This window comes from Rhizobium sp. NLR16a, from assembly GCF_017948245.1.
In the GTDB taxonomy this organism is placed as follows: domain Bacteria; phylum Pseudomonadota; class Alphaproteobacteria; order Rhizobiales; family Rhizobiaceae; genus Rhizobium.
In genome coordinates this window covers 2,913,624-2,933,113 of sequence record NZ_CP072865.1, presented here as the reverse complement: position 1 = coordinate 2,933,113, position 19,490 = coordinate 2,913,624, and the positions used below count along the sequence as shown (strand labels likewise).

16 protein-coding genes are annotated in these 19,490 nt (G+C 59.6%); 13 read left to right on the top strand and 3 right to left on the bottom strand.

The window, feature by feature from the left end:
• Nucleotides 1-5: 5 nt before the first annotated feature.
• Genes J7U39_RS14370 through J7U39_RS14360 form a run of 3 tightly spaced genes read left to right on the top strand, consistent with a single transcriptional unit; the run spans nt 6 to nt 3,766 of the window.
• The gene (locus J7U39_RS14370; protein ID WP_210628792.1) at nt 6-1,121 is read left to right on the top strand and encodes a branched-chain amino acid ABC transporter permease; all 1,116 of its coding nucleotides are present in this window, start codon (nt 6-8) and stop codon (nt 1,119-1,121) included.
• Nucleotides 1,114-2,868, top strand: coding sequence for an FAD-dependent monooxygenase (locus J7U39_RS14365; RefSeq protein ID WP_210628791.1), 1,755 nt, complete (start codon nt 1,114-1,116; stop codon nt 2,866-2,868). The genes J7U39_RS14370 and J7U39_RS14365 overlap by 8 nt, the downstream gene beginning before the upstream one ends.
• A 7-nt stretch (nt 2,869-2,875) precedes the next feature.
• Nucleotides 2,876-3,766: an intradiol ring-cleavage dioxygenase gene (locus J7U39_RS14360; protein ID WP_210628790.1), complete on the top strand. Its 891-nt coding sequence runs from the start codon at nt 2,876-2,878 to the stop codon at nt 3,764-3,766.
• A gap of 161 nt (nt 3,767-3,927) precedes the next feature.
• On the opposite strand, the gene zwf is transcribed toward J7U39_RS14360, so the two are convergent.
• Nucleotides 3,928-5,397 (bottom strand): glucose-6-phosphate dehydrogenase, encoded by a 1,470-nt coding sequence (gene zwf, locus J7U39_RS14355; RefSeq protein ID WP_210628789.1) that lies wholly within the window; start codon nt 5,395-5,397, stop codon nt 3,928-3,930.
• Between the two features lie 495 nt (nt 5,398-5,892).
• Between zwf and J7U39_RS14350 the strand changes: the two genes are divergently transcribed.
• From J7U39_RS14350 to J7U39_RS14330, 4 genes are all read left to right on the top strand, one after another.
• On the top strand, nt 5,893-7,854 hold the full coding sequence (locus J7U39_RS14350) for an elongation factor G (protein WP_210628788.1): 1,962 nt from the start codon (nt 5,893-5,895) through the stop codon (nt 7,852-7,854).
• A 454-nt stretch (nt 7,855-8,308) separates the two neighbouring features.
• Nucleotides 8,309-8,842, top strand: coding sequence for a TetR/AcrR family transcriptional regulator (locus tag J7U39_RS14340; RefSeq protein WP_210631677.1), 534 nt, complete (start codon nt 8,309-8,311; stop codon nt 8,840-8,842).
• 84 nt (nt 8,843-8,926) lie between these two features.
• Entirely contained in the window at nt 8,927-10,345 is a 1,419-nt protein-coding gene (locus tag J7U39_RS14335; protein WP_210628787.1) for an MFS transporter, read from the top strand.
• Nucleotides 10,346-10,671: 326 nt separating this feature from the next.
• On the top strand, nt 10,672-11,361 hold the full coding sequence (locus J7U39_RS14330) for an aspartate/glutamate racemase family protein (RefSeq protein WP_210628786.1): 690 nt from the start codon (nt 10,672-10,674) through the stop codon (nt 11,359-11,361).
• A gap of 54 nt (nt 11,362-11,415) precedes the next feature.
• Here the strand turns inward: J7U39_RS14330 and J7U39_RS14325 are convergent, their stop codons facing one another.
• Nucleotides 11,416-12,327, bottom strand: coding sequence for an AraC family transcriptional regulator (locus J7U39_RS14325; protein WP_247241671.1), 912 nt, complete (start codon nt 12,325-12,327; stop codon nt 11,416-11,418).
• A gap of 92 nt (nt 12,328-12,419) precedes the next feature.
• Here J7U39_RS14325 and J7U39_RS14320 point away from each other — a divergent pair, with 92 nt between their 5' ends.
• The 5 genes from J7U39_RS14320 (at nt 12,420) to J7U39_RS14300 (ending at nt 16,327) form a co-directional block, all read left to right on the top strand.
• Nucleotides 12,420-13,247 (top strand): oxidoreductase, encoded by an 828-nt coding sequence (locus J7U39_RS14320; RefSeq protein ID WP_210628784.1) that lies wholly within the window; start codon nt 12,420-12,422, stop codon nt 13,245-13,247.
• A gap of 59 nt (nt 13,248-13,306) precedes the next feature.
• Nucleotides 13,307-13,897 (top strand): TetR/AcrR family transcriptional regulator, encoded by a 591-nt coding sequence (locus tag J7U39_RS14315; protein ID WP_210628783.1) that lies wholly within the window; start codon nt 13,307-13,309, stop codon nt 13,895-13,897.
• 66 nt (nt 13,898-13,963) lie between these two features.
• Nucleotides 13,964-14,590, top strand: coding sequence for a hypothetical protein (locus J7U39_RS14310; RefSeq protein ID WP_210628782.1), 627 nt, complete (start codon nt 13,964-13,966; stop codon nt 14,588-14,590).
• A 109-nt stretch (nt 14,591-14,699) separates the two neighbouring features.
• A complete protein-coding gene (locus J7U39_RS14305; RefSeq protein WP_210628781.1) occupies nt 14,700-15,554 on the top strand; it encodes a cytochrome b/b6 domain-containing protein in 855 nt (284 codons plus the stop codon).
• Nucleotides 15,551-16,327: a molybdopterin-binding protein gene (locus tag J7U39_RS14300; RefSeq protein ID WP_210628780.1), complete on the top strand. Its 777-nt coding sequence runs from the start codon at nt 15,551-15,553 to the stop codon at nt 16,325-16,327. The genes J7U39_RS14305 and J7U39_RS14300 overlap by 4 nt, the downstream gene beginning before the upstream one ends.
• A 268-nt stretch (nt 16,328-16,595) precedes the next feature.
• Here the strand turns inward: J7U39_RS14300 and J7U39_RS14295 are convergent, their stop codons facing one another.
• The gene (locus J7U39_RS14295) at nt 16,596-18,944 is read right to left on the bottom strand and encodes a PAS domain S-box protein (protein WP_210628779.1); all 2,349 of its coding nucleotides are present in this window, start codon (nt 18,942-18,944) and stop codon (nt 16,596-16,598) included.
• Nucleotides 18,945-19,287: 343 nt separating this feature from the next.
• Here J7U39_RS14295 and J7U39_RS14290 point away from each other — a divergent pair, with 343 nt between their 5' ends.
• On the top strand, nt 19,288-19,488 hold the full coding sequence (locus J7U39_RS14290) for a hypothetical protein (RefSeq protein WP_210631676.1): 201 nt from the start codon (nt 19,288-19,290) through the stop codon (nt 19,486-19,488).
• The last annotated feature ends 2 nt before the right edge of the window (nt 19,489-19,490 follow it).

Genomic DNA, 19,490 nt, shown 5'->3' with positions numbered 1-19,490 from the left:
GCGCCATGACTCCGGGTTTCGAAACAATGCCGACCGAAATTGCTGCACCGCCGGGCTGGCGGGTGGAAACGCGGACGCGGCTTTCGAGCATCTTCATCATCCTCTCGCTTGTCGCGGCGGCCGCGCTCGCCGCTGCACCCTTCATGGTGTCGCGCGGGGTCGTGCAGGATCTGTTCTTCATCCTGACGATGCTGGCGCTGGCGCAGAGTTGGAACCTGCTTGCCGGCTATGCCGGACTGATCTCGGTCGGGCAGCAGCTCTTTGTCGGCTCCGGCGCCTATGCGCTGTTCGGCTTCGTCATTCTTGCCGGTGTCGATCCGATCCTTGCCATTCCGCTCGCCGGCCTCTTCGCAATGCTGATCGCAGCGCCGGCCGCATTCTTTTCCTTCCGGCTCTACGGCCCCTATTTTGCGATCGGCACCTGGGTCATCGCCGAAGTCGGGCGGTTGCTATTCGCCCAGTGGAAGATGCTCGGCGGCGGAACGGGAACTTCGCTGCCGCGCGAAGCCACCAAGGATATGCTCGGTATCTCGGTGCTGCAGAACTGGTTCGGCATGCGCTCCGCGGCAGCGGCCGATGCGCTCACCTATTGGCTGGCGCTGGCTCTCGTCGCGCTGACGATCGGCTTCATCTATCGACTGCTGCGCAGCAAGCAGGGCCTTGGCCTTGCCGCCGTGCGCGACAATGAGACAGCGGCCCGTGCGCTCGGCGTCGATGCGCGGCGGCTGAAGATCCTTGTCTATCTGGCAACCGCTTCCGTGACCGGCATGGTCGGTGCGCTCATCTACCTGCAGAAGGCGCGCATATCGCCGGATGCCGCCTTCTCGCTCACCGACTGGACCGCCTATGTCGTGTTCATTGTCGTCATAGGCGGCATCGGCACCATCGAAGGGCCGCTCGTCGGCGTGCTCGTCTTCTTCCTGCTGCAGAATGCCTTTTCGAGCTACGGCTCCTGGTATCTCCTGGCGCTCGGGGCGCTTGCTATCGTCACGATGCTGTGCGCCCCACGCGGTCTGTGGGGTGTCATATCCAGCCGTACCGGTTGGGAACTCTTTCCGGTCCGTCGCCTGCTGAGAGGCGGATCAACGCTACATGATGAAAAGGGAGGGCCAAATGGCTGACATCACCACCGACGTTCTGATCATCGGTACGGGACCCGCCGGCTCGGCGACCGCGGCGCTGCTTGCGACCTACGGCCTCGAGCCGATGGTGATCAACCGTTATCGCTGGCTGGCAAGCACGCCGCGCGCGCACATCACCAACCAGCGGACGATGGAGGTTCTGCGCGATCTCGGTCGCGACGTCGAGGAGGAGGCCTATCTCTTCGCGGTCGAACAGGATTTGATGGGGCAGAATGTCTTCTGCACGGCGGTTGCCGGCGAGGAAATCGGCCGCATGCAGAGCTGGGGCAACCACCCGCTGTCGCGTGCCGAGCACCTTCTTTCATCGCCCGCCCACATGAACGACCTGCCGCAGACTTACATGGAGCCGCTGCTGTTCAAGACAGCCTGCTCGCGCGGCGCCCAGGCCCGCATGTCGACTGAGTATGTGAGCCATGTTCAGGATGCCGAAGGGGTCACGACCACCTGTCTCGACCGCTTGACCGGCAGGGAGCTGGTTATCCGCTCGAAATTCCTGATCGGCGCCGATGGCGGCAACTCCAAGGTGGCGGAGCATGCCAATCTGACCTTCGAAGGCAAGATGGGTGTTGCCGGCTCGATGAACATTCTGTTCGAGGCTGATCTCTCGCGCTATGTCGCCCATCGCCCGTCGGTGCTTTACTGGGTGCTGCAGCCCGGCGCCGATGTCGGCGGCATCGGCATGGGCCTTGTGCGCATGGTGCGGCCATGGAACGAATGGCTGATCGTATGGGGCTACGACATCAATCAGCCCGCGCCTCAGGTCGACGATGCTTTCGCCACCAAGGTCGTGCGCGAACTGGTCGGCGTTGCCGATCTCAAGCCGAAGATCAAATCCGTCTCGACCTGGACTGTGAACAACATGTACGCGACGAGCGTGTCGAACGGTCGGGTGTTCTGCATGGGTGATGCCGTCCATCGCCATCCGCCTTCGAACGGCCTCGGCTCCAACACCTCGATCCAGGATGGCTTCAACCTCGCCTGGAAGCTCGCATTGGTCCTTAAGGGTCAGGCGGGCATGGCCCTGCTCGAGAGCTACCAGGCCGAACGTGCGCCAGTCGCCAAGCAGATCGTTACCCGCGCCAACAAGTCGATCGAGGAATTCGGCCCGATCTTCAAGTCGCTGGGTCTGCTCGATTCCGTCGATCCGGTGAAAATGCAGCAGAACATGGATGCGCGCTGCGATGATACCGCCGATGCCGAACGCCAGCGCACGGCAATCCGCGAGGCGATCGCCTATAAGGTCTACGAGTTCGACGCGCATGGCGTGGAGATGAACCATCGCTACGCTTCGAATGCCGTCATCAAGGACGGGCAGCCGGAGCCAGCCTACGAGAAGGATGCCGAGCTGCATTTCCAACCGACGACGTGGCCGGGCGCGCGGCTGCCGCATGCCTGGCTGTTCAACGACAGCGGCAGGAAAGTTTCGAGCCTCGATCTCACCGGTCATGGCGTCTTCACCCTGTTGACCGGTATCGGTGGCGACGGCTGGATTGCGGCGGCGAGGGCTTTGTCGAAGGAGTTCGGCCTGCCGATCACGGCTCATAAGATCGGCCCGAGGCAGGAATGGCAGGACCTGACGGGAGACTGGGCGCGCGCCCGCGAAATCCGCGATGCCGGCGTTCTGCTCGTGCGTCCGGACCATCATGTCGGCTGGCGTTCGCATGCCTCAGTCGCCGATCCGGAAAACGAGCTGCGTCGTGTATTGAGAGCAATTCTGGATCGGTGAGGCGACGATGAGCATCGAAGAAAAAGGCTATTTCACTGAGGAAAACTCTGTCGAGGTCGTCACCGGCCGCAACACCAATGCACGCGATGCGCGGCTGAAGCAGGTGATGGAGGTGGTGACCCGCAAGCTGCATGAGGCGGTGAAAGAGCTGGAGCCGACCCAGGACGAATGGATGGAAGCGATCCTCTTTCTCACCCGCACTGGTCACACCTGCACCGACTGGCGGCAGGAATTCATTCTGCTGTCGGACGTGCTCGGCGTATCGATGTTGGTCGACGCAATCAACAACCGTAAACCATCGGGCGCGTCCGAAAGCACGGTTCTCGGCCCCTTCCATGTCGCGGATGCGCCGGAACTGCCGATGGGCGCCAATATCTGCCTCGACCAGAAGGGTGAGGACATGGTGATCAGCGGCCGAATCTTCGATACTGAAGGCCGCCCGATCGAAAACGCGGTGCTCGACGTCTGGCAGGCGAACGACGAAGGGTTCTATGACGTCCAGCAGAAGGGAATCCAGCCCGATTTCAATTTGCGCGGTGTATTCCGCACCGGCAAGGACGGGCTCTATTGGTTCCGCGCGGTGAAGCCGAAATACTATCCGATCCCAAACGATGGTCCCGTTGGGCAACTGCTCGGTGCGCTCGGCCGTCACCCCTACCGACCTGCCCATCTGCACTATATTATCAAGGCAGACGGGTTTGAGACGCTGACGACCCATATTTTCGATCCCGACGATCGCTACATCCATTCCGATGCGGTCTTCGGCGTCAAGGAGAGTTTGCTGGCCGAATTCAAGCTGATGGACGATCCCACAAGGGCAAGGGAGCTCGGTTTCGCAGGATCATTCTGGCAGGTCGAGCACGATTTCGTGCTGGCGCCGGTACGAAAGCGAAAATAGTCCAGCCTCCGAGCTTTCGCGGCGCTGCAGGCGCAGACGAGCTCCCGGCAATGTTTGGAGCGGTTGAACCGCTTCGGCCACCTGCGCGCAATCTGGCATTGGGATCTTTGGCAATTGGTCGGCGCCATTCTGGTCGCCGGCACCGATCCAACGGTTGACCCTCAATCACGCTTTGCCGCATCCCTCCAGGCGCGCTCGAACGGTAGGCGCCAGGCGTGCGGGGCAATGAGTTGGTGGATCGACTTCGGCCCCCAGCCGCCCTGGTCGTAGAGGCGTACGGGCGGCGGGTTATCGAGGAGAGATTGGGAAACCTCCCAGAGCCGCTCAATACCCTCGGCCGTAGTGAACAGCGTGTGGTCGCCGCGCATGGCGTCGAGGATCAGACGCTCATAGGCCTCCAGAACTTCGCCAATCAGGCCGGTTTCGCTCATGGCAAATTGCAGCGAGAGCTTGTCGAGCCGGAAGCCCGGTCCAGGGCGCTTGCCATAGAAGGACAGCGAGACCTTGGAGGCATCAGCAAGGTCGAAGGTAAGGTGGTCAGGGCCCTGTGCCCCCACGCCAGAGCCCGGAGGGAACATCGATTTCGGGGGCTCGCGGAATGCGATCGAAATAATGCGCTGCCCCTCTGCCATGCGCTTGCCGGTACGCAGGTAGAAGGGCACGCCAGCCCAGCGCCAGTTGTCGATGGCGCATTTCAGGGCGATGAAGGTGTCCGTGTCGCTTTCGGGATCGACGCCAGGCTCCTTACGGTAGCCGATGTATTGACCGCGCACCACGTCGCGCGGCTCAATCGGCAACATGGAGCGGAACACCTTGTTCTTCTCTTCCGAGATTGGCGCAGGCTCAAGGGCAGTGGGCGGCTCCATCGCCATGAAGGCGAGGATTTGGAAGAGGTGGGTCACCACCATGTCACGATAGGCGCCGGTGGTCTCGTAAAAGGCGGCGCGGGTGGAAAGGCCGAGCGTCTCCGGAACGTCGATCTGGACATGGTCGATGAAGTTGCGGTTCCAGATTGGTTCGAACAGGCCATTGGCAAATCGGAAGGCCAGGATGTTTTGCGCCGGCTCCTTGCCGAGGAAATGGTCAATGCGGAATATCTGCTTCTCGTCGAACACCTCGTGCAGCTTGTTGTTCAGTTCAACGGCACTGGCAAGGTCCGTGCCGAAGGGCTTTTCCATGATGATACGGGAGCGTTCAGTCAGCTCGGCCTGGGCGAGAAGTTGCACGGCCGGAAGGGCGGCGCTTGGTGGCACGGATAAATAATGCACGCGTCGCGTCTCGGCGCCCAGTGCTTTCTCGGCTCTATCGACCGCTTCCTTGAGAGCATTGGCGCCGGCAGCGAGCGGAACATAGTCGAGCGATGCGGCAAATGCTTCCCATTCGGACGGCGAGAACTTGCGAGTCAAGAATTTGTCCAGTGAGTCACGGGCGATGGTGCGGAAGGCATCGGCATCGATGTCGTCGAGCGAGACGCCGATAATGCGACATCCTGGGATGAAGCCCGCATTGGTGAGGTGGAACAGCCCGGTCAGTAGTTTGCGCCTTGAGAGATCGCCCGTCGCGCCGACGAGCACAACGACCTGTGGGTAGCCGGGGCCAACCCGAGTTGAATTCTTGCGCGCAACACTCATCCTCAAGCCTTCCGTTGTCGCTTGGGGATGGAGGTCGACCCCAGTTCCGCGCTGCCGCGAAGCGGCTATCTTCGTGCGTGATGCCATGACGTTGAAGCTCACCCCTCTAAGGTTAAATAGAGGCATGGATCGTGTAGCGGAGCAAGGGGGCGGCGATACCCTCTCGAAGTGCCTCGTCTTAGCGAGGTCCGTCGTTCCTTGTCGACTTTATTGATAACAATGTCCTGGCTCCATAGTCAGTAAGATGACCCAGCTCAGAGGCGCAGGGCGGTTATTGACAGCAAAACCAAAGCTGACAGCAGTCGTCGCTTCGATACAGTTGCCTTTGAATGCCGTTTGTCAAAGACCGAGTTTTGTAGTCGCTGACAATTCGAGAACAGCTCCTACGTCTATAGGTCAAAGCGTTGTGAGACTGAACACCTCTGGCGCCTTGCCGCGGTTCAGGGCATCCTATGACGGCTGAGAATTGTGTTTATGGCAGTTGGAGGAATGCCGATGCGCTGCTTTACCGTGCTTGGACCCTCGCAGACGGGAAAATCGACAGTCGTGGAAAAGCTCGGCTCGCTGGAGGGAACGCCGAGAAAATCCAGCTCCCCTTATGGACTGAACCTCACGGAATTCACCTTTGGAAACGAGGCGTGGTGCGCGCTTGATGCGCCAGGACCGAACGAAGCCTTGGCGCATGTGCAACACGCGCTTCTTGCCAGCGACGCCTGCATCCTGTGCGTTTCATCGGCACCGGAGGAGGCTGTGCTCGCCGCGCCCTATCTGCGGATCGTCGAAGCCTCGGGGACGCCGTGCATCCTTTTCGTCAACCGGATGGACGAACCGAGAGGGCGGCTGAGGGACGTGATCGCCGCGCTTCAAGACTACGCCAACCACACGCTTTTGCTTCGCCAGATCCCGATCCGCGAGGGAGACAGGGTCATCGGCAGTTGCGATCTGATTTCGGAACGGGCGTGGCGCTACCGCGAAGGCCAGACTTCGGCGCTGATCGCAATCCCCGAAAGCGCTGCCGAGCGCGAGCACGAAGCGCGCAGCGAGCTGCTGGAACACCTGTCCGAATTCGATGACTGGCTTCTCGAGGAACTGGTCGAAGATCGCGAGCCGCCCAGCGACGCCCTCTATGCCATTTCATCCCGGGTTCTGAGCGAAAACAGGGTCATTCCGGTCCTGATCGGTGCCGCAAGCCACGGCAACGGCATGATGAGGCTGATGAAGGCGCTGCGCCACGAGGCGCCGCCGGTAGGGGTGCTTCGACAGCGCCTGGCACGTGCGGTCAATGTCGATGAAAACAAGCTGACCGCCGTGAGCTTCCATGCCTATCATCGTCAGAATATCGGCAAGACGGTGCTGGTGCGTGCGTTTGGCGAGGGACTGCGGCAAGGCGCATCACTGGGCGGCTCCAGCCTCGGCGCCGTGCAGGATCCTGCAAACGGACGGTCCAGCTCGGCGATCACGCCTGCACCGGGGGATGTCTTCGCGACGGTCAAATCCGACCACTTGCCGGTCCCGTCGCTATTGACATCAGACGCGACGATCGCCCCGCCCGAATGGACCGAGCCACCGACGCCGATGCTTGAAAGGATCCTGGTCCCGGGCAGCGACCGCGATGAAAACAAGCTCTCCGAAACGCTGGCAAAACTTTCCGAGACGGATCGCGGTCTTGTCGTTTTGCAGGAGGAAGGCACGGGCGCCCAGCTCGTCCGCGCCCAGGGCCCGGTCCATCTGCGGGATCTCTGCCGAACCCTGTCCGAGGTCTTCCACATCGAGGTAACCGATCGAACGCCCAGTCCGATCTACCGCGAGACGATCGCGAAGCCCTCCGAGGTTCACTACCGGCATCGCAAACAGACCGGCGGCGCCGGCCAATTCGCGGATGTGAAGCTGAGCATTCGCCCCAACGAGCGCGGCCGAGGCTTCACCTTCAGCGAAACCGTCAAGGGTGGCGTCGTTCCGCGCAACTATATCCCTGCCGTCGAAGCCGGCGCGCGCGAAGCGATGGAGAAAGGGCCGCTCGGCTTCCAGGTCATCGATGTCGGCGTCACGCTGTTCGATGGTCAGCACCATGCCGTCGACAGTTCGGAACACGCCTTCAGGACTGCGTCGAAAATGGGAGTGCGGCAGGCGCTTTCCGAAGGATCGGCGGTTTTGATGCAACCGGTCTTCCGCAGCGAAATTCACATCCCGTCGATCTATTCCGGCAGCCTCGTCCAGATCGTCTCCGCTCTCAAGGGTCAGGTTCTCGGCTTCGACCGGGATGAAACCTCCAAGGGATGGGACATCTTCCGGGCACTTGTTCCAGGCGGCGCACTCGACGATCTGGCGCGGGCGCTGCGCTCGGCGACGCAGGGCATTGGTTACTTTTCCAAGACCTTCGACCACTTCGAGGAGCTATACGGCAAGGAAGCGGACGCCATCGTGAGGGCACACGAGGAACCAGGCGCCGCACACTGAAACCTTGGCGCCACTTCATGCTCGTTCGCAGAACGGGCTCATGTCGTTGCGTTAACCGGGTTGTTCCTCACTTTGTGTGGAGGGTGGTAGCATTCGGCCCTCGGCACCTGCCCGACCATACATTGCGCGCTTGAAGGGCTTGAGGCGGTCGATCTGGCCCTCGGCCTGTCCGTTGCTCCCAGGGCAGCTCGATGGCGTTGCTGACGGCATCGATGTCGCCTCGACTGATTGATTTCCGGGGAGCAGGGACTTGTTTCTTCAGGATCGCTGGCCTCGGCTGCTCAGACCATTGTTTCCAGTTTCATCCAGCCGTGTCCCCCCTGAAGTTCCGAAAATATCCCTTGCATTCGGAACCAAATGGTTCCATATAGCCCGCATGGACAAACGCACTCAGACATCCCCCTCCGTTGGTCGCCCTCGCGAATTTGAACTCGATGATGCAGTTCGCAAGGCGATGGGCGTATTCTGGGAACGTGGATATCACGATGCGTCTCTTCCCGACCTGCTCGAAGGCATGGATCTGTCCAGAGGCAGTTTCTATAAAGCTTTTGTAGACAAGCGGGGCGTCTATCTCAGTGCTCTTGACGCCTATATCGAGGATGCCGTTCGCACGGTGGGCGAAACGCTGCATTCCAACCCATCGCCAAAAGGCGCAATTCGCGCAGCATTTTCGCAGCAGGTTCACTTTTCTTCCGGCAAAGAGGGATTGCGCGGATGTTTTGTTGTCTTGGCAGCTGTCGAGATGCTTCCAGCAGATGAAGAAGTTTCAGCTCGAATTTCCCGCCTGTTTCGACGACTGCAGGACCTTTATGCAGCCACGATTATCAGGGCTCAAGCTGCAGGCGAAATTGATCCCGCGTTGGACGAGCGGACACTTGCGAGGTTCCTCGTCTGCCAGATCCAGGGCATGCGGGTCCTGGGCAAGGTAGGAGCGGATCGCGAGGAGACGAGGGCCATGATCGACTTTGCCCTAAAGGCGCTTGACTGACTTCAATTTGGAACTGAATGGTTCCTAAATACTGTCGTTGCGACCGCTTTTCGGCGGACGTTTACGGACTTCAAGGAGATAAATGTGGAACGTTCCTGCAACCCCGAAGACAAGCTCGATCCGCGCAGATGGGTCGCGCTGGTCATCCTGTTGGCCGGGGCTTTTTTGCCGCCACTCGATTTCTTCATCGTCAACGTGGCGCTGCCCTCGATCCGGGACGACTTCCGGGCTTCTGCATCGACAATGCAGCTGATTATCTCAGGCTACGCCACCACCTATGCGGTCATGCTGATCACCGGTGGCAGGCTTGGAGATCTCTATGGTCGCCGGAATGTCTTTCTCTCTGGAATGGTAGCGTTTGCCGCCGCATCCGCCTTATGCGGATTTGCCTGGTCTCCATCGGTGCTGATCGTCGGCCGGGTCCTTCAAGGCTTTGCTGCGGCAATCATGGCACCGCAGGCTCTGGCGTCAATAAATGCAATTTTCCCAGACCACGAAAAATCAAAGGCGCTCAGCTTTTACGCCCTGACATTCGGTGTCGCATCGATGGCTGGTCTGTTTCTCGGTGGAGCGCTGATTGCACTGAATATCTTCGGTCTTGGATGGAGGGCCATCTTTCTGATCAACCTTCCGGTGATCGCGATCGCCGCGCCCTCCGCCTCTATCATGTTGCGCGAAACCCGATCGGAGCACCCAAGCAAACTGGATCTGGGCGGAGCATTGCTGATTGCGCTGGCGCTTTTTGCACTGATCGCGCCGCTGATCGAGGGCCGGGAGCAGGGGTGGCCGATCTGGTTGCTTCTGATGCTTGCCGCTTCCCCGCTGCTTTTTCTGCTATTCTGGCGCCATGAGCGAAACCTGGAGGCGGCGGGAGGAGATCCCATCCTTGCACCGAGCCTGCTTGAAGTTCCGGGATTGAAGCGCGGGCTGATAGCTGCCCTATTTTTCTATTCGCTCGCAGCATTCTGGCTGGTATTCTCGGTATACGAGCAGAGCGGCCTTGGTCGCACACCTTTCGAGGCCGGGCTGGCGATCCTTCCCGCGGCAGTCGGTTTTGTCCTTGGCCCTTTCGCAAGCGAGCGCATCCTCAGCGTCTTCGGAAGATATTCCGCTGCCGTTGGCATGGGGCTGCAAGCTGGCGGCTTGTTTGCAACAGCGGCCCTGATCTCAAGTGATCATGCGCAATTCCTCTTTCCTGCGCTCTTTCTCATCGGGATGGGGCAGGGGATCGCGCTTCCAAACCTTTTGAAAAGTGTCGTGCAACGGGTCGGCAGAACAGAGTCCGGATTGGCCTCCGGCCTCGTCAACTCGATGCTTCAGATTGGCGGTGCATTCGCGGCGGCAGTCGTCGGCGGGTTGTTCTTCTCGATTTTGGGGTCTGCAACGGACGTCGATTCCATCGGCCGGGCGTACAGCGTCGCAGCAATCGCGATAGCAATCTGTCTTCTCGTCGCCGGATGGTTTTCCGCCGGCCTTTCATCGAACAAAGCGGTCCGGCGATGAACACGAATATTGCTGGGTTTAATCATTGGCTCGTCCGCTGACGGCGTGACCATTCATACAGTCTCGGTCGGTCACCGGCAGACCATCATTTCTCTACAAAGCGAAACGGAAACTTTGAGGTACCACGCCATGATTCATATTCATTCGCGCTGCAAAAATGGGAGACAATCAAGGAATATACACGCCTTGGAAATAGCGGCCTCTGTCGTTGGGTCTTCCTGACGACATGGTGTTGGTGCCGAGCTTGGCGGCAGGAGCGGGCCTGATTTCTGGTCAAGCGCCGGTTTGGCGGCAACAGACGAAACACGTGAATATGGAAAAAGCCTATGAAGACGATCGGCATACTTGGCGGAATGTCCGCGGCCTCGACGCAGATTTATTATCGTGAACTTTGCAGGCTTACGCGTGAGAGGCTCGGCGGACTGCATTCGCCGGAGCTTCTCATACGATCTGTTGACTTCGAAAAGATCGAAAAGCTACAGGCATCCTCCGATTGGGATGCGGCGGCAAATATCCTGAATGAAAAAGCCATTGCTCTGGAGCGCGGAGGTGCCGACCTCCTCATCATGGCGACGAATACCATGCACAAGGTGGCGGACAAGATCTTGGGCGGGGTGTCGATACCGTTCGTACACATCGCGGACGCAACTGCGACAGCTATCCTTGACAGCGGTTTTCGCAGGCCGGGGCTGATGGCGACCGCCTTCACGATGGAACAGAACTTCTATACCGATCGCCTGGCCGCTCGAGGACTGTCGCCAACAATTCCTGAGGCCGACGATCGAGCGGAAACCCATCGCATCATCTATGACGAGCTGTGCCGCGATGTTGTTCGCGAGGAAAGTCGCTCGACGTATGAACTGATTGCGCAGCGACTGATCGATCGAGGCTGCGACTGTCTTATCCTTGGGTGCACGGAGGTAGGGATGCTGCTGAACCAGGATAATGTGGGCGTCCGCGTCTTCGATACAACCCTGGTTCATTGCGAAGCCACCCTTCGAGCTGCTTTGCAATGACGTGCCGCCCATTTTGACTATTCGACCGGCTTGCGAAAGAGTCCCGGGCAATGGTCAGACCTGTTCTCCAAGGTGCTGCTGGACCCACTTCACCTCTTCCGATACGGTACGCCCGAAATGCCGTTTGAAATCGCGACTGAAATGCGCCGGGCTGACATAGCCAACTGAAGCTGCCACCTCCGCGATCGTCCCGCTCTGGCGGGCGATCAAAAGTCTCGCCTCATGCAGGCGCATCGCCTTCACGTATTGCATCGGACTTGAGCCTGTCAGGTTCTTGAAATGAACGTGGTAGGAAGGAACGCTCATGCCCACCTCTCTGGCCAGATCCGCGACGGCAACTTCGCCGGCGTAGTTCTGCCGCAGCCACGCCACGCTCTCAACCAGTTTTCCGGACGTCCCTTTTCGCTGTAGAGCCGCGATGACCGCGCCGCCTTGGGGGCCGACCATGACCCGGTACTGCAGTTCACGCAGGATGGAGTCTCCAAGCACGGCGACCTCGACCGGGCTGCCGAGAGCCGTCAGCAAGCGCAGCAGGACGTCTTCGATACCGCTATCCATTCTGCTCGAGAGGAGCCCTCTCGGCTTGGCGTCTGCGGGACCGGCAAGTTTTTCGACCTGCATGGCGATCTCAGCCGCCAACTGCATATCGAACTCCAGATAGACCGCCAGCAGTGGCCGCTGTGGACTGGCCTTGGACGTCATCCGGAATGGGACCGGCACCGAGACGGCAAGATAATGGTCCTCGTCGTAGAGGTAGACTTCCCCTTCCAGAATACCCTGCTTGCTCCCCTGCAATACGAACACGGCCCCAGGCTTGTAGAGGACTGGAATGTCGTTCAGCACCGCCTCAGTACGCAGGATACGGACAGAACTGACCGCAGTTTGATTGTACCCGATACGCGGGGCAAGTTGTCCGGCCAGTGCGACGAGTCCTTCATGTGTGGAATGCCGTTTTGTGCCGTTCATAGGATTTGACAACAATCTCAGAGAATTCGCAATCGATCTACCTGTCCCTGATATTATCTGGCACGTGCACGATTGATCAAGGAGTTTCGAAAATGTCGAGCAAGACCTTCTTCATTACAGGAGCGAATTCGGGCATCGGGCTGGCCATCGCCACTGCCGCCATCGAAGCCGGCCACACGGTCATCGGGACCGTCCGCTCCGAGGCCTCGCGTGAAGTGTTGTCAACCACGCTCCCCGCACTTCACCCGGTCCTTTGCGACGTCACCAATTTCGACCGCATCCCGGACGTGATTCAGCAAGCGGAGGAAGAACACCGCCCAGTCGATGTGCTGATCAACAATGCAGGATACGGGCACGAGGGCGTACTCGAGGAATCGCCGATCGATGAGATGCGCCGCCAGTTCGACGTGAACGTGTTTGGCGCCGTCGCGGTGGCCAAGGCTTTTCTTCCGAGGTTCCGTGAGCGCCGCCGCGGCTTTATCGTCAACGTCACGTCGATGGGCGGCATGATCACCATGCCTGGCATCGCTTACTACTGCGGCAGCAAGTTCGCGCTTCAGGGTATTTCCGAGGTCATGCGTTCGGAAATGGCGCCGTTCGGCATTCATGTGACAACCCTTTGCCCGGGCTCATTTCGGACAGATTGGGCGGGGCGTTCCATGATCCGCACAAAGAGGTCTATCGCAGATTACGACAGCCTGTTTGATCCGATCCGCGAGGCCCGACAGGCCGTGAGCGGCAAGCAGCTCGGTGATCCGCAAAAGCTGGCTGCTGCCGTTCTGAGACTCGTCGGTTCTGACAATCCTCCACCGCAACTTCTCCTTGGCAGCGATTCCCTCCGCCACGTCACAGCGCGGATCGATCGTTTGCAGGAGGAGATCGAAGCGTGGAAAGCCGTCACAGTTTCGACAGACGGATGACGGCAGAATGTAGAACTTTTTCCATTGACGTTCTGCCTACTAGAAGGTAGACAGTTCGCATGAGCAATCTTTCGACCACCTCCGACGATATCCTGGCCACCGCCCGAAACCTCATCATGAGCGGCGGCTACAATGGCTTCAGCTACGCCGATATCTCGGAGGTCGTCGGCATCCGCAAGGCCAGCATTCACCATCACTTCCCCAGCAAGGTCGACCTGGTGCGTGAGCTGGTCAAGCGTTATCGGGAAGATGGCCAGGCGAGCGTGGCGGCCCTTGAACAGAACGTTCCCGACGCATTGGACATCCTTAAAATCTATGCGAAACACTGGGCGAAATGCATCGAGGATGCGAGCAGGCCTTATTGTGTGTGCGCCCTGCTTGCCAGTGAACTGCCATCCCTTCCGCCGGAAGTCGCAACAGAGGTTACGGCATTCTTTCGCTTTATCTCCTCGTGGCTGACGTCGGTCATGGAGCGTGGCGCCAGGGAAGGCTCCCTGGACCTCACCAGTGAGCCTCACGTCGAAGCCGAAGCATTTCTGGCGACGGTATACGGCGCAATGCTCTCTGCGAGAGCCTACGGGAAGCCGGAGGTATTCAGCACAATACTGACGCCCGCGCTGGACCGAATGACCCCAACCGTTTCTCACTAATCCTGCGTGGCCAGGCTACTCAGGCAAATCGCGCCCTCAAAACTACCAACTAGTAGGAAGAATCGAATGAAGAACGTGTTCCCCGCCTTGGCCCTTGGGCTGACCAGCATTTTTTCTGTGACAACCCTTGCGGCACCCGTCTATGCCGAAGATCAGAAAGCCGCGCCGTTCCATGTCCGCGGCAGCATCGTCACCTATGCGGGATCCACGCTCAAGGTGAAAACGCGCGAAGGCGAGACCGTCGATGTCGCCCTGGCCGACGACTGGAAAGTGGCAAGCGTCGCAGATGCCAAAGTCGCCGACATCAAGCCGGGTGATTTTGTCGGCATCGCATCCTTGCCAAAGGCCAGCGGTGGCGATGGCGCGCTCGAAGTCCTGATCTTCCCACCGGCGATGAAGGGTCTTGGCGAAGGCAGCTACGGTTGGGATCTGAAGCCCGACAGCAGCATGACCAATGCGACGGTCGCCGATGCCGTCAAAGGCGTCGATGGTCGGACCGTCATTGTCACCTATCACGGCAAGGAAAAGAAGATCGCCATTCCGGATGGGACACCTGTCGTGACCATTGCTGCTGCAACCAAGGATGATCTCGTTCCTGGCGCCGTGGTCTTCATCACCGCCGAGAAATCTGCAGCCGGCCCCATCGCACATCAGGTTGTGGTCGGCAAGAATGGCGTGGTTCCCCCCATGTAAAGCCACGTCGTCACTGGCCGGAGCAGCCGCCCCAATGCTTCGGCCAGCGACTACAGATCGATGCAGCTTGATCTGCAGCCGTGAGATGTCACAGACGAAAGACGCTGAGATGAGCGAAGACGCCTCCAATGACAATGTTCAATATCCTCGGACGATCTTCATCCGCCGCCACTCCGTTGTGACCCGGCTTACGCACTGGCTGAACGTTCTCTGCCTGAGCTTCCTTCTCTTGAGCGGACTGCAGATCTTCAATGCCCACCCCGAGCTCTACTGGGGTCATTACGGCGCGAACGGCGATCCCGCGGTGCTGACAATCGGCTCCAATGATGAAGGCGGCATGCCAAACGGGTTCGTGCGTGTCGCGGGGCTACAGATTCCCACGACCGGCGTCCTCGGCGTTTCCAATGTTGATGGGGAGCCGACCGCGCGAGCTTTCCCGTCCTGGGCAACAATCCCATCCTTCCAGGATCTCGCGTCGGGACGTCGCTGGCACTTCTTCTTTGCCTGGCTGTTCGTCATCAACGGTATTCTCTACCTAAGCTTCAGCTTGCTGAACGGACATTTCAGGCGAGACCTGGCGCCGAAGGCCCGTCAACTCTCGCCGCGCCATCTCGCCCGGGAGGTTCTGGACCATGTCCGTCTTCGCTTCCCCGAAGGGGAGGAGGCCAAACATTACAATGCGCTTCAAAAGCTCACTTATCTAGCTGTCATTGTCATTCTGCTGCCGCTGATGGTCCTCACGGGTCTGACCATGTCGCCCGGGATCGACGCCGCAATTCCCGCTCTGGTCGATATCTTCGGCGGGCGCCAGTCCGCGCGCACGATCCACTTCATCACAGCATCGGCGCTTGTCATCTTCGTTATCGTCCATGTGGCGATGGTCGTGCTTTCCGGGACCTGGAACAACATCCGCTCGATGATCACCGGACGCTATGCGATCGAGGAAAAAGGCCCTAAGTCATGAGTAAGCTTCTCACCCGACGCCGCTTTCTGATTGGCGGCACACTTGGCGCCAGCGCGCTGACCCTTTCAGGATGTGACCTGCTTGAGCAGAACGCAGACGTCGCCAACGTCCTTCGTTCAGCCGAGCACCTTACCATGACGGTGCAGAGACTGCTTCAGGGGCGCGATGCCCTGGCGCGCGAGTTTGATGAAAAGGACATTTCCCCGTCGTTCCGGGTGAATGGAACGAGTGCTCCCGACAGCGACGAATACGTTGAACTGGCGGACGGCAAATTTGCAGCCTGGCGGTTGAAGATCGACGGTCTTGTCGATCGGCCTGGAGAGTTTTCGCTCGCCGATCTCAAGGCGCTTCCGGCCCGCACGCAGATCACCCGCCATGACTGTGTGGAGGGCTGGAGCGCCATCGGCAAATGGACGGGCGTTCCGCTTGCCAGCCTGCTGCGTCTGACCGGGCTCAAGCCAACGGCGCGTTATGTCGTGCTACATTGTGCCGACGAGCTCGAAAAGACGCTCGACGGGAGTGGCCGCTACTACGAGAGCATCGATCTCATCGATGCGGTTCATCCTCAAACCATCCTCGCTTACCAGATGAACGGCCAGGACCTCAGCGTCGGCCACGGCGCTCCCTTGCGCCTCAGGGTCGAACGGCAGCTCGGTTACAAACAGGCAAAATACATCATGCGCATCGAACTGGTCGACAGCTTCGCCGGTCTGTGGGGCGGAAAGGGCGGTTATTGGGAAGACCGCGGGTACGAGTGGTACGCCGGCATCTAATGCGATCAAGGTGAACCGCAGGGTGACAGTTCATGAGCAGACGCGAAGTTCAGAAAGTCATGCCGATTTCAGCGACCGCTTCTTCATGACAGGTCGAGATCAGCCACACCAAATGCGAAACACGGGTTGCGCTGCAACGCTTCATCATGCCGTTGAGTTAACCGGGTTCTTCCTCACTTTGTGTGGAGCGGTGGCAGACTAATCCCGCAGTTACAGAGATGGCAGAAATGCGCGCCAAAAGGAGACATGTGCTGACACAGGTTTCGTCCTACAGTTTGCTGACCGCCTCGACGACATCACTCAGCGTGAACGGCTTTTGGAGCCTGGCGACATCAGCCAGTTCATCGGGGATCACATCCGGATTGTACCCCGTCAGGAAAACGAATGGCGTCCCGCGCTCAAGAAGTTTATGTGCGATCTCGAACCGCGGGCCACCTCCGCCAAGATTCAAGTCGAGCACAACTGCAGTTGGCGTCTCTTCATCGAGAAACCGCAGCGCGTCCTCCTCGGTCGGGCACGGGCCAAAGACCTCCGCACCGGCTCCTCGCAATGCTGCCGCCGTGTCAGATGCGATGTAATAGTCGTCCTCGACCACGAGAACGGTCTTTCCAGTGAGGTCCGGCGCTCCGGTCATGTCGAGAGTTCCTCCGTATAGTCGCGTTGGCGCCGGGGCGTCAGTCTCCAGTATGCTTTCAGCTTCTCTGAGCGGAAACTCAATGTGGCAGTGAGCACCGCCTGGCTCAATCGACATTTTGCCTGTGCCACGAAGTTCGTAGGGTATTTTCGCCTCGATCAATTCGGAGCCGAAACCGCGGCGGGTCGGTGGCGGCCGCGATGGCGCGCCTTCCTCCACCCAGTCGATGGCGAGCCACGGCTTTTCCCGCTTCTCGAAGGGTGTCCACGTGACCGATACCTTGCCGCCATGGACCGACAAGGCGCCGTATTTCAAAGCATTGGTGGAAAGTTCGTGGAACGCCAAGGTCAAGACTTCGACGGCCTTGGGGGAGAGCATAAGATCGGGCCCGGTCAGTTCATACTGGTTTTCGGAATGCGCCTGCGCTCCGATTTCGCTCTCGAGGATACCGCGCAGCGATCCGCCGGCATTGGCTTGACGCGTGAGCAATGTCTGAACCCGGGCCAAAGCCAACAGCCGACCAGCGAGCGACGTCTGGTAGCCCTGGACGTCGACAGCGCCGTCGGCAGACCGCACCACGGTGGATCGGATCATCGCCATGATGTTTCTGACGCGATGCCGCAGTTCGGCAAGCAGCACGCCCTGGTGCTGGACGGCCATCTTCGTCTCGGTGACGTCCTCAGCGATGCCGCCAACGCGCTCCACCTTGCGCTTCTCGTCATAGAGCGGGAAGCCTGTGTCCCTGATCCAACGGAATGAACCATCGTTCCGCCGGATGCGGAATTCATCGACGGCTGGCTCGCCGTGGCGCGCCTGATTGATGTGGTTCATGGCGGTCGCCCGATCCTCAGGTACGATCATCGCGGCCCACCGCCTGATGTCGCCGATGAAAGTGTCGGGTTCGGCGCCATAGATTGTCGCGATGGCCGGGCTGACGAATTCCATGTCGAGCGTCTCGGCGTCTCGGATCCACAGCGCTGCTGCGGAGGCGTTGGCGAACTGCTGAAACCGCTCTTCGCTCTCGCGCAGCGCCGCTTCGGCGCGGGCGCGCTCGACGGCCGCCCATGTTCGCTCCGCTGTTTCCTCAGTCAATTGGATCTCGTACGGCGTGAACGCATGCGGCGTGGCGTAGTTGACCCCCAGCCAGGCGACGAGTCTTCCCGCCTTTACCAACGGTACATCAAGGGACGCACCGATGCCCGCCTCGGCGAAAGCTCCTCTCTCCGCTTCGCTCAACCTTTCGTCCTGAGCCAGGTCGGGCTGGATGCGGTTATGCCCGGCGCGCAGATCCGCCAGGATGTCTGACCCGTAGTCAGCGTAGCGGAACGTCCCGGCCATGTCGGGCGCGCCATCGACGTAGTTCGGGGACACGACGAAGCTCTCGCCATCCTCAGTGTCTTCTCCATAGGCGACGCGGCTTGCGCCGAGATATCGACCAAGGACCGTTGCGGCAGCGAGCCGGATCGCTGCCGGGTCCGCCAGGGGTCGAAGCGTATCGCTGAGTTCGAGCAGGAATGCCTGCCGCTCCCCGCTTTCGCGCAGGGCGATCTCGGCGCGTTTGCGTTCGGTGATGTCATAGAAAACGCTGACCAAGCGCCTGCTTCCAGAGCCGCCGACGCGTGCTGTAGAACTATGGATCCATCGTCTGGTGGGTTGGTGCCACCTTTCAATCTGCTCGGCCTCTCCGGTTTCAACCACCCGGCCAAATGTCTCAATCCAATATGCCTCCGTTCCAGGCATGACCTCACTGGCCAACTTGCCTGCGACATCCTTCAATCCGCTCTGTTTTTCGTAGGCAGCATTTGCTTCCAGAATCTTCCAGTCTACGGGCCTGCCAAGGTCGTCATAGATCATCTCGAAAATGCAGCAGGCTTCTATCATGGTTTCAAAAACGGCACGAAACTTAGCCTCGCTCTCCCGCAAGACTGCGTTCTCAGCCCTGCCGTCCGCGAGGAGTAGCTCTAATTCCCGTACGTCAGCCACCGCAAAGCTCCTCGTGTAGAACCTCGCCCACGAAGTCGATAAGCTGCACCGTATCACACAAGCTGGCGGTCGCTTGGCTCTTTCACTGCCAAAGCGGGACGCATTTTATCTCGTGGACGACAGGAAGCTGGACGATGCCTTTCAAGTGCTGGCGGGGAAAACATCTCGGCTGCCTTGTGACCCCTCAGCTTCCCTAGAGGACGGAACGGCCCTCCACGCCGCCAAGACGTCAGCCGCCCTCGAAAAGAAACAGAGGATTATTGACTCCATCGCGCGCGTGAACATAATAAGAACATCGGGCGAGGCGGCCGCCAATCTGAAAACTAAAGTATGGAGCACGGATATGCGCGAGCAGCCGATCGGCGAAGCCATTGTTGATGATGAGATTGCCGAGGTGCTTGCCTATCACAAAGGCGATGCGCAAGCGGCGATAGGAACGCTCCTGGCAGACATCCGTTACCTTCGCTGGCAGCTAGTGCTGACCGAAGGCGCGATGGGCCGAGGCATCACGCGCGGGTGGCGGCCGAGATACGGCCGAGACTGACA

What these genes read in the sequence shown, in the direction of transcription:
- J7U39_RS14370 (WP_210628792.1), top strand. Translation starts at nt 6, where the DNA reads ATGACTCCGGGTTTCGAAACAATGCCGACCGAAATTGCTGCACCGCCG.
- J7U39_RS14365 (WP_210628791.1), top strand. Translation starts at nt 1,114, where the DNA reads ATGGCTGACATCACCACCGACGTTCTGATCATCGGTACGGGACCCGCC.
- J7U39_RS14360 (WP_210628790.1), top strand. Translation starts at nt 2,876, where the DNA reads ATGAGCATCGAAGAAAAAGGCTATTTCACTGAGGAAAACTCTGTCGAG.
- zwf (WP_210628789.1), bottom strand. Translation starts at nt 5,397, where the DNA reads ATGAGTGTTGCGCGCAAGAATTCAACTCGGGTTGGCCCCGGCTACCCA.
- J7U39_RS14350 (WP_210628788.1), top strand. Translation starts at nt 5,893, where the DNA reads ATGCGCTGCTTTACCGTGCTTGGACCCTCGCAGACGGGAAAATCGACA.
- J7U39_RS14340 (WP_210631677.1), top strand. Translation starts at nt 8,309, where the DNA reads ATGGGCGTATTCTGGGAACGTGGATATCACGATGCGTCTCTTCCCGAC.
- J7U39_RS14330 (WP_210628786.1), top strand. Translation starts at nt 10,672, where the DNA reads ATGAAGACGATCGGCATACTTGGCGGAATGTCCGCGGCCTCGACGCAG.
- J7U39_RS14325 (WP_247241671.1), bottom strand. Translation starts at nt 12,327, where the DNA reads ATGAACGGCACAAAACGGCATTCCACACATGAAGGACTCGTCGCACTG.
- J7U39_RS14320 (WP_210628784.1), top strand. Translation starts at nt 12,420, where the DNA reads ATGTCGAGCAAGACCTTCTTCATTACAGGAGCGAATTCGGGCATCGGG.
- J7U39_RS14315 (WP_210628783.1), top strand. Translation starts at nt 13,307, where the DNA reads ATGAGCAATCTTTCGACCACCTCCGACGATATCCTGGCCACCGCCCGA.
- J7U39_RS14310 (WP_210628782.1), top strand. Translation starts at nt 13,964, where the DNA reads ATGAAGAACGTGTTCCCCGCCTTGGCCCTTGGGCTGACCAGCATTTTT.
- J7U39_RS14305 (WP_210628781.1), top strand. Translation starts at nt 14,700, where the DNA reads ATGAGCGAAGACGCCTCCAATGACAATGTTCAATATCCTCGGACGATC.
- J7U39_RS14300 (WP_210628780.1), top strand. Translation starts at nt 15,551, where the DNA reads ATGAGTAAGCTTCTCACCCGACGCCGCTTTCTGATTGGCGGCACACTT.
- J7U39_RS14290 (WP_210631676.1), top strand. Translation starts at nt 19,288, where the DNA reads ATGCGCGAGCAGCCGATCGGCGAAGCCATTGTTGATGATGAGATTGCC.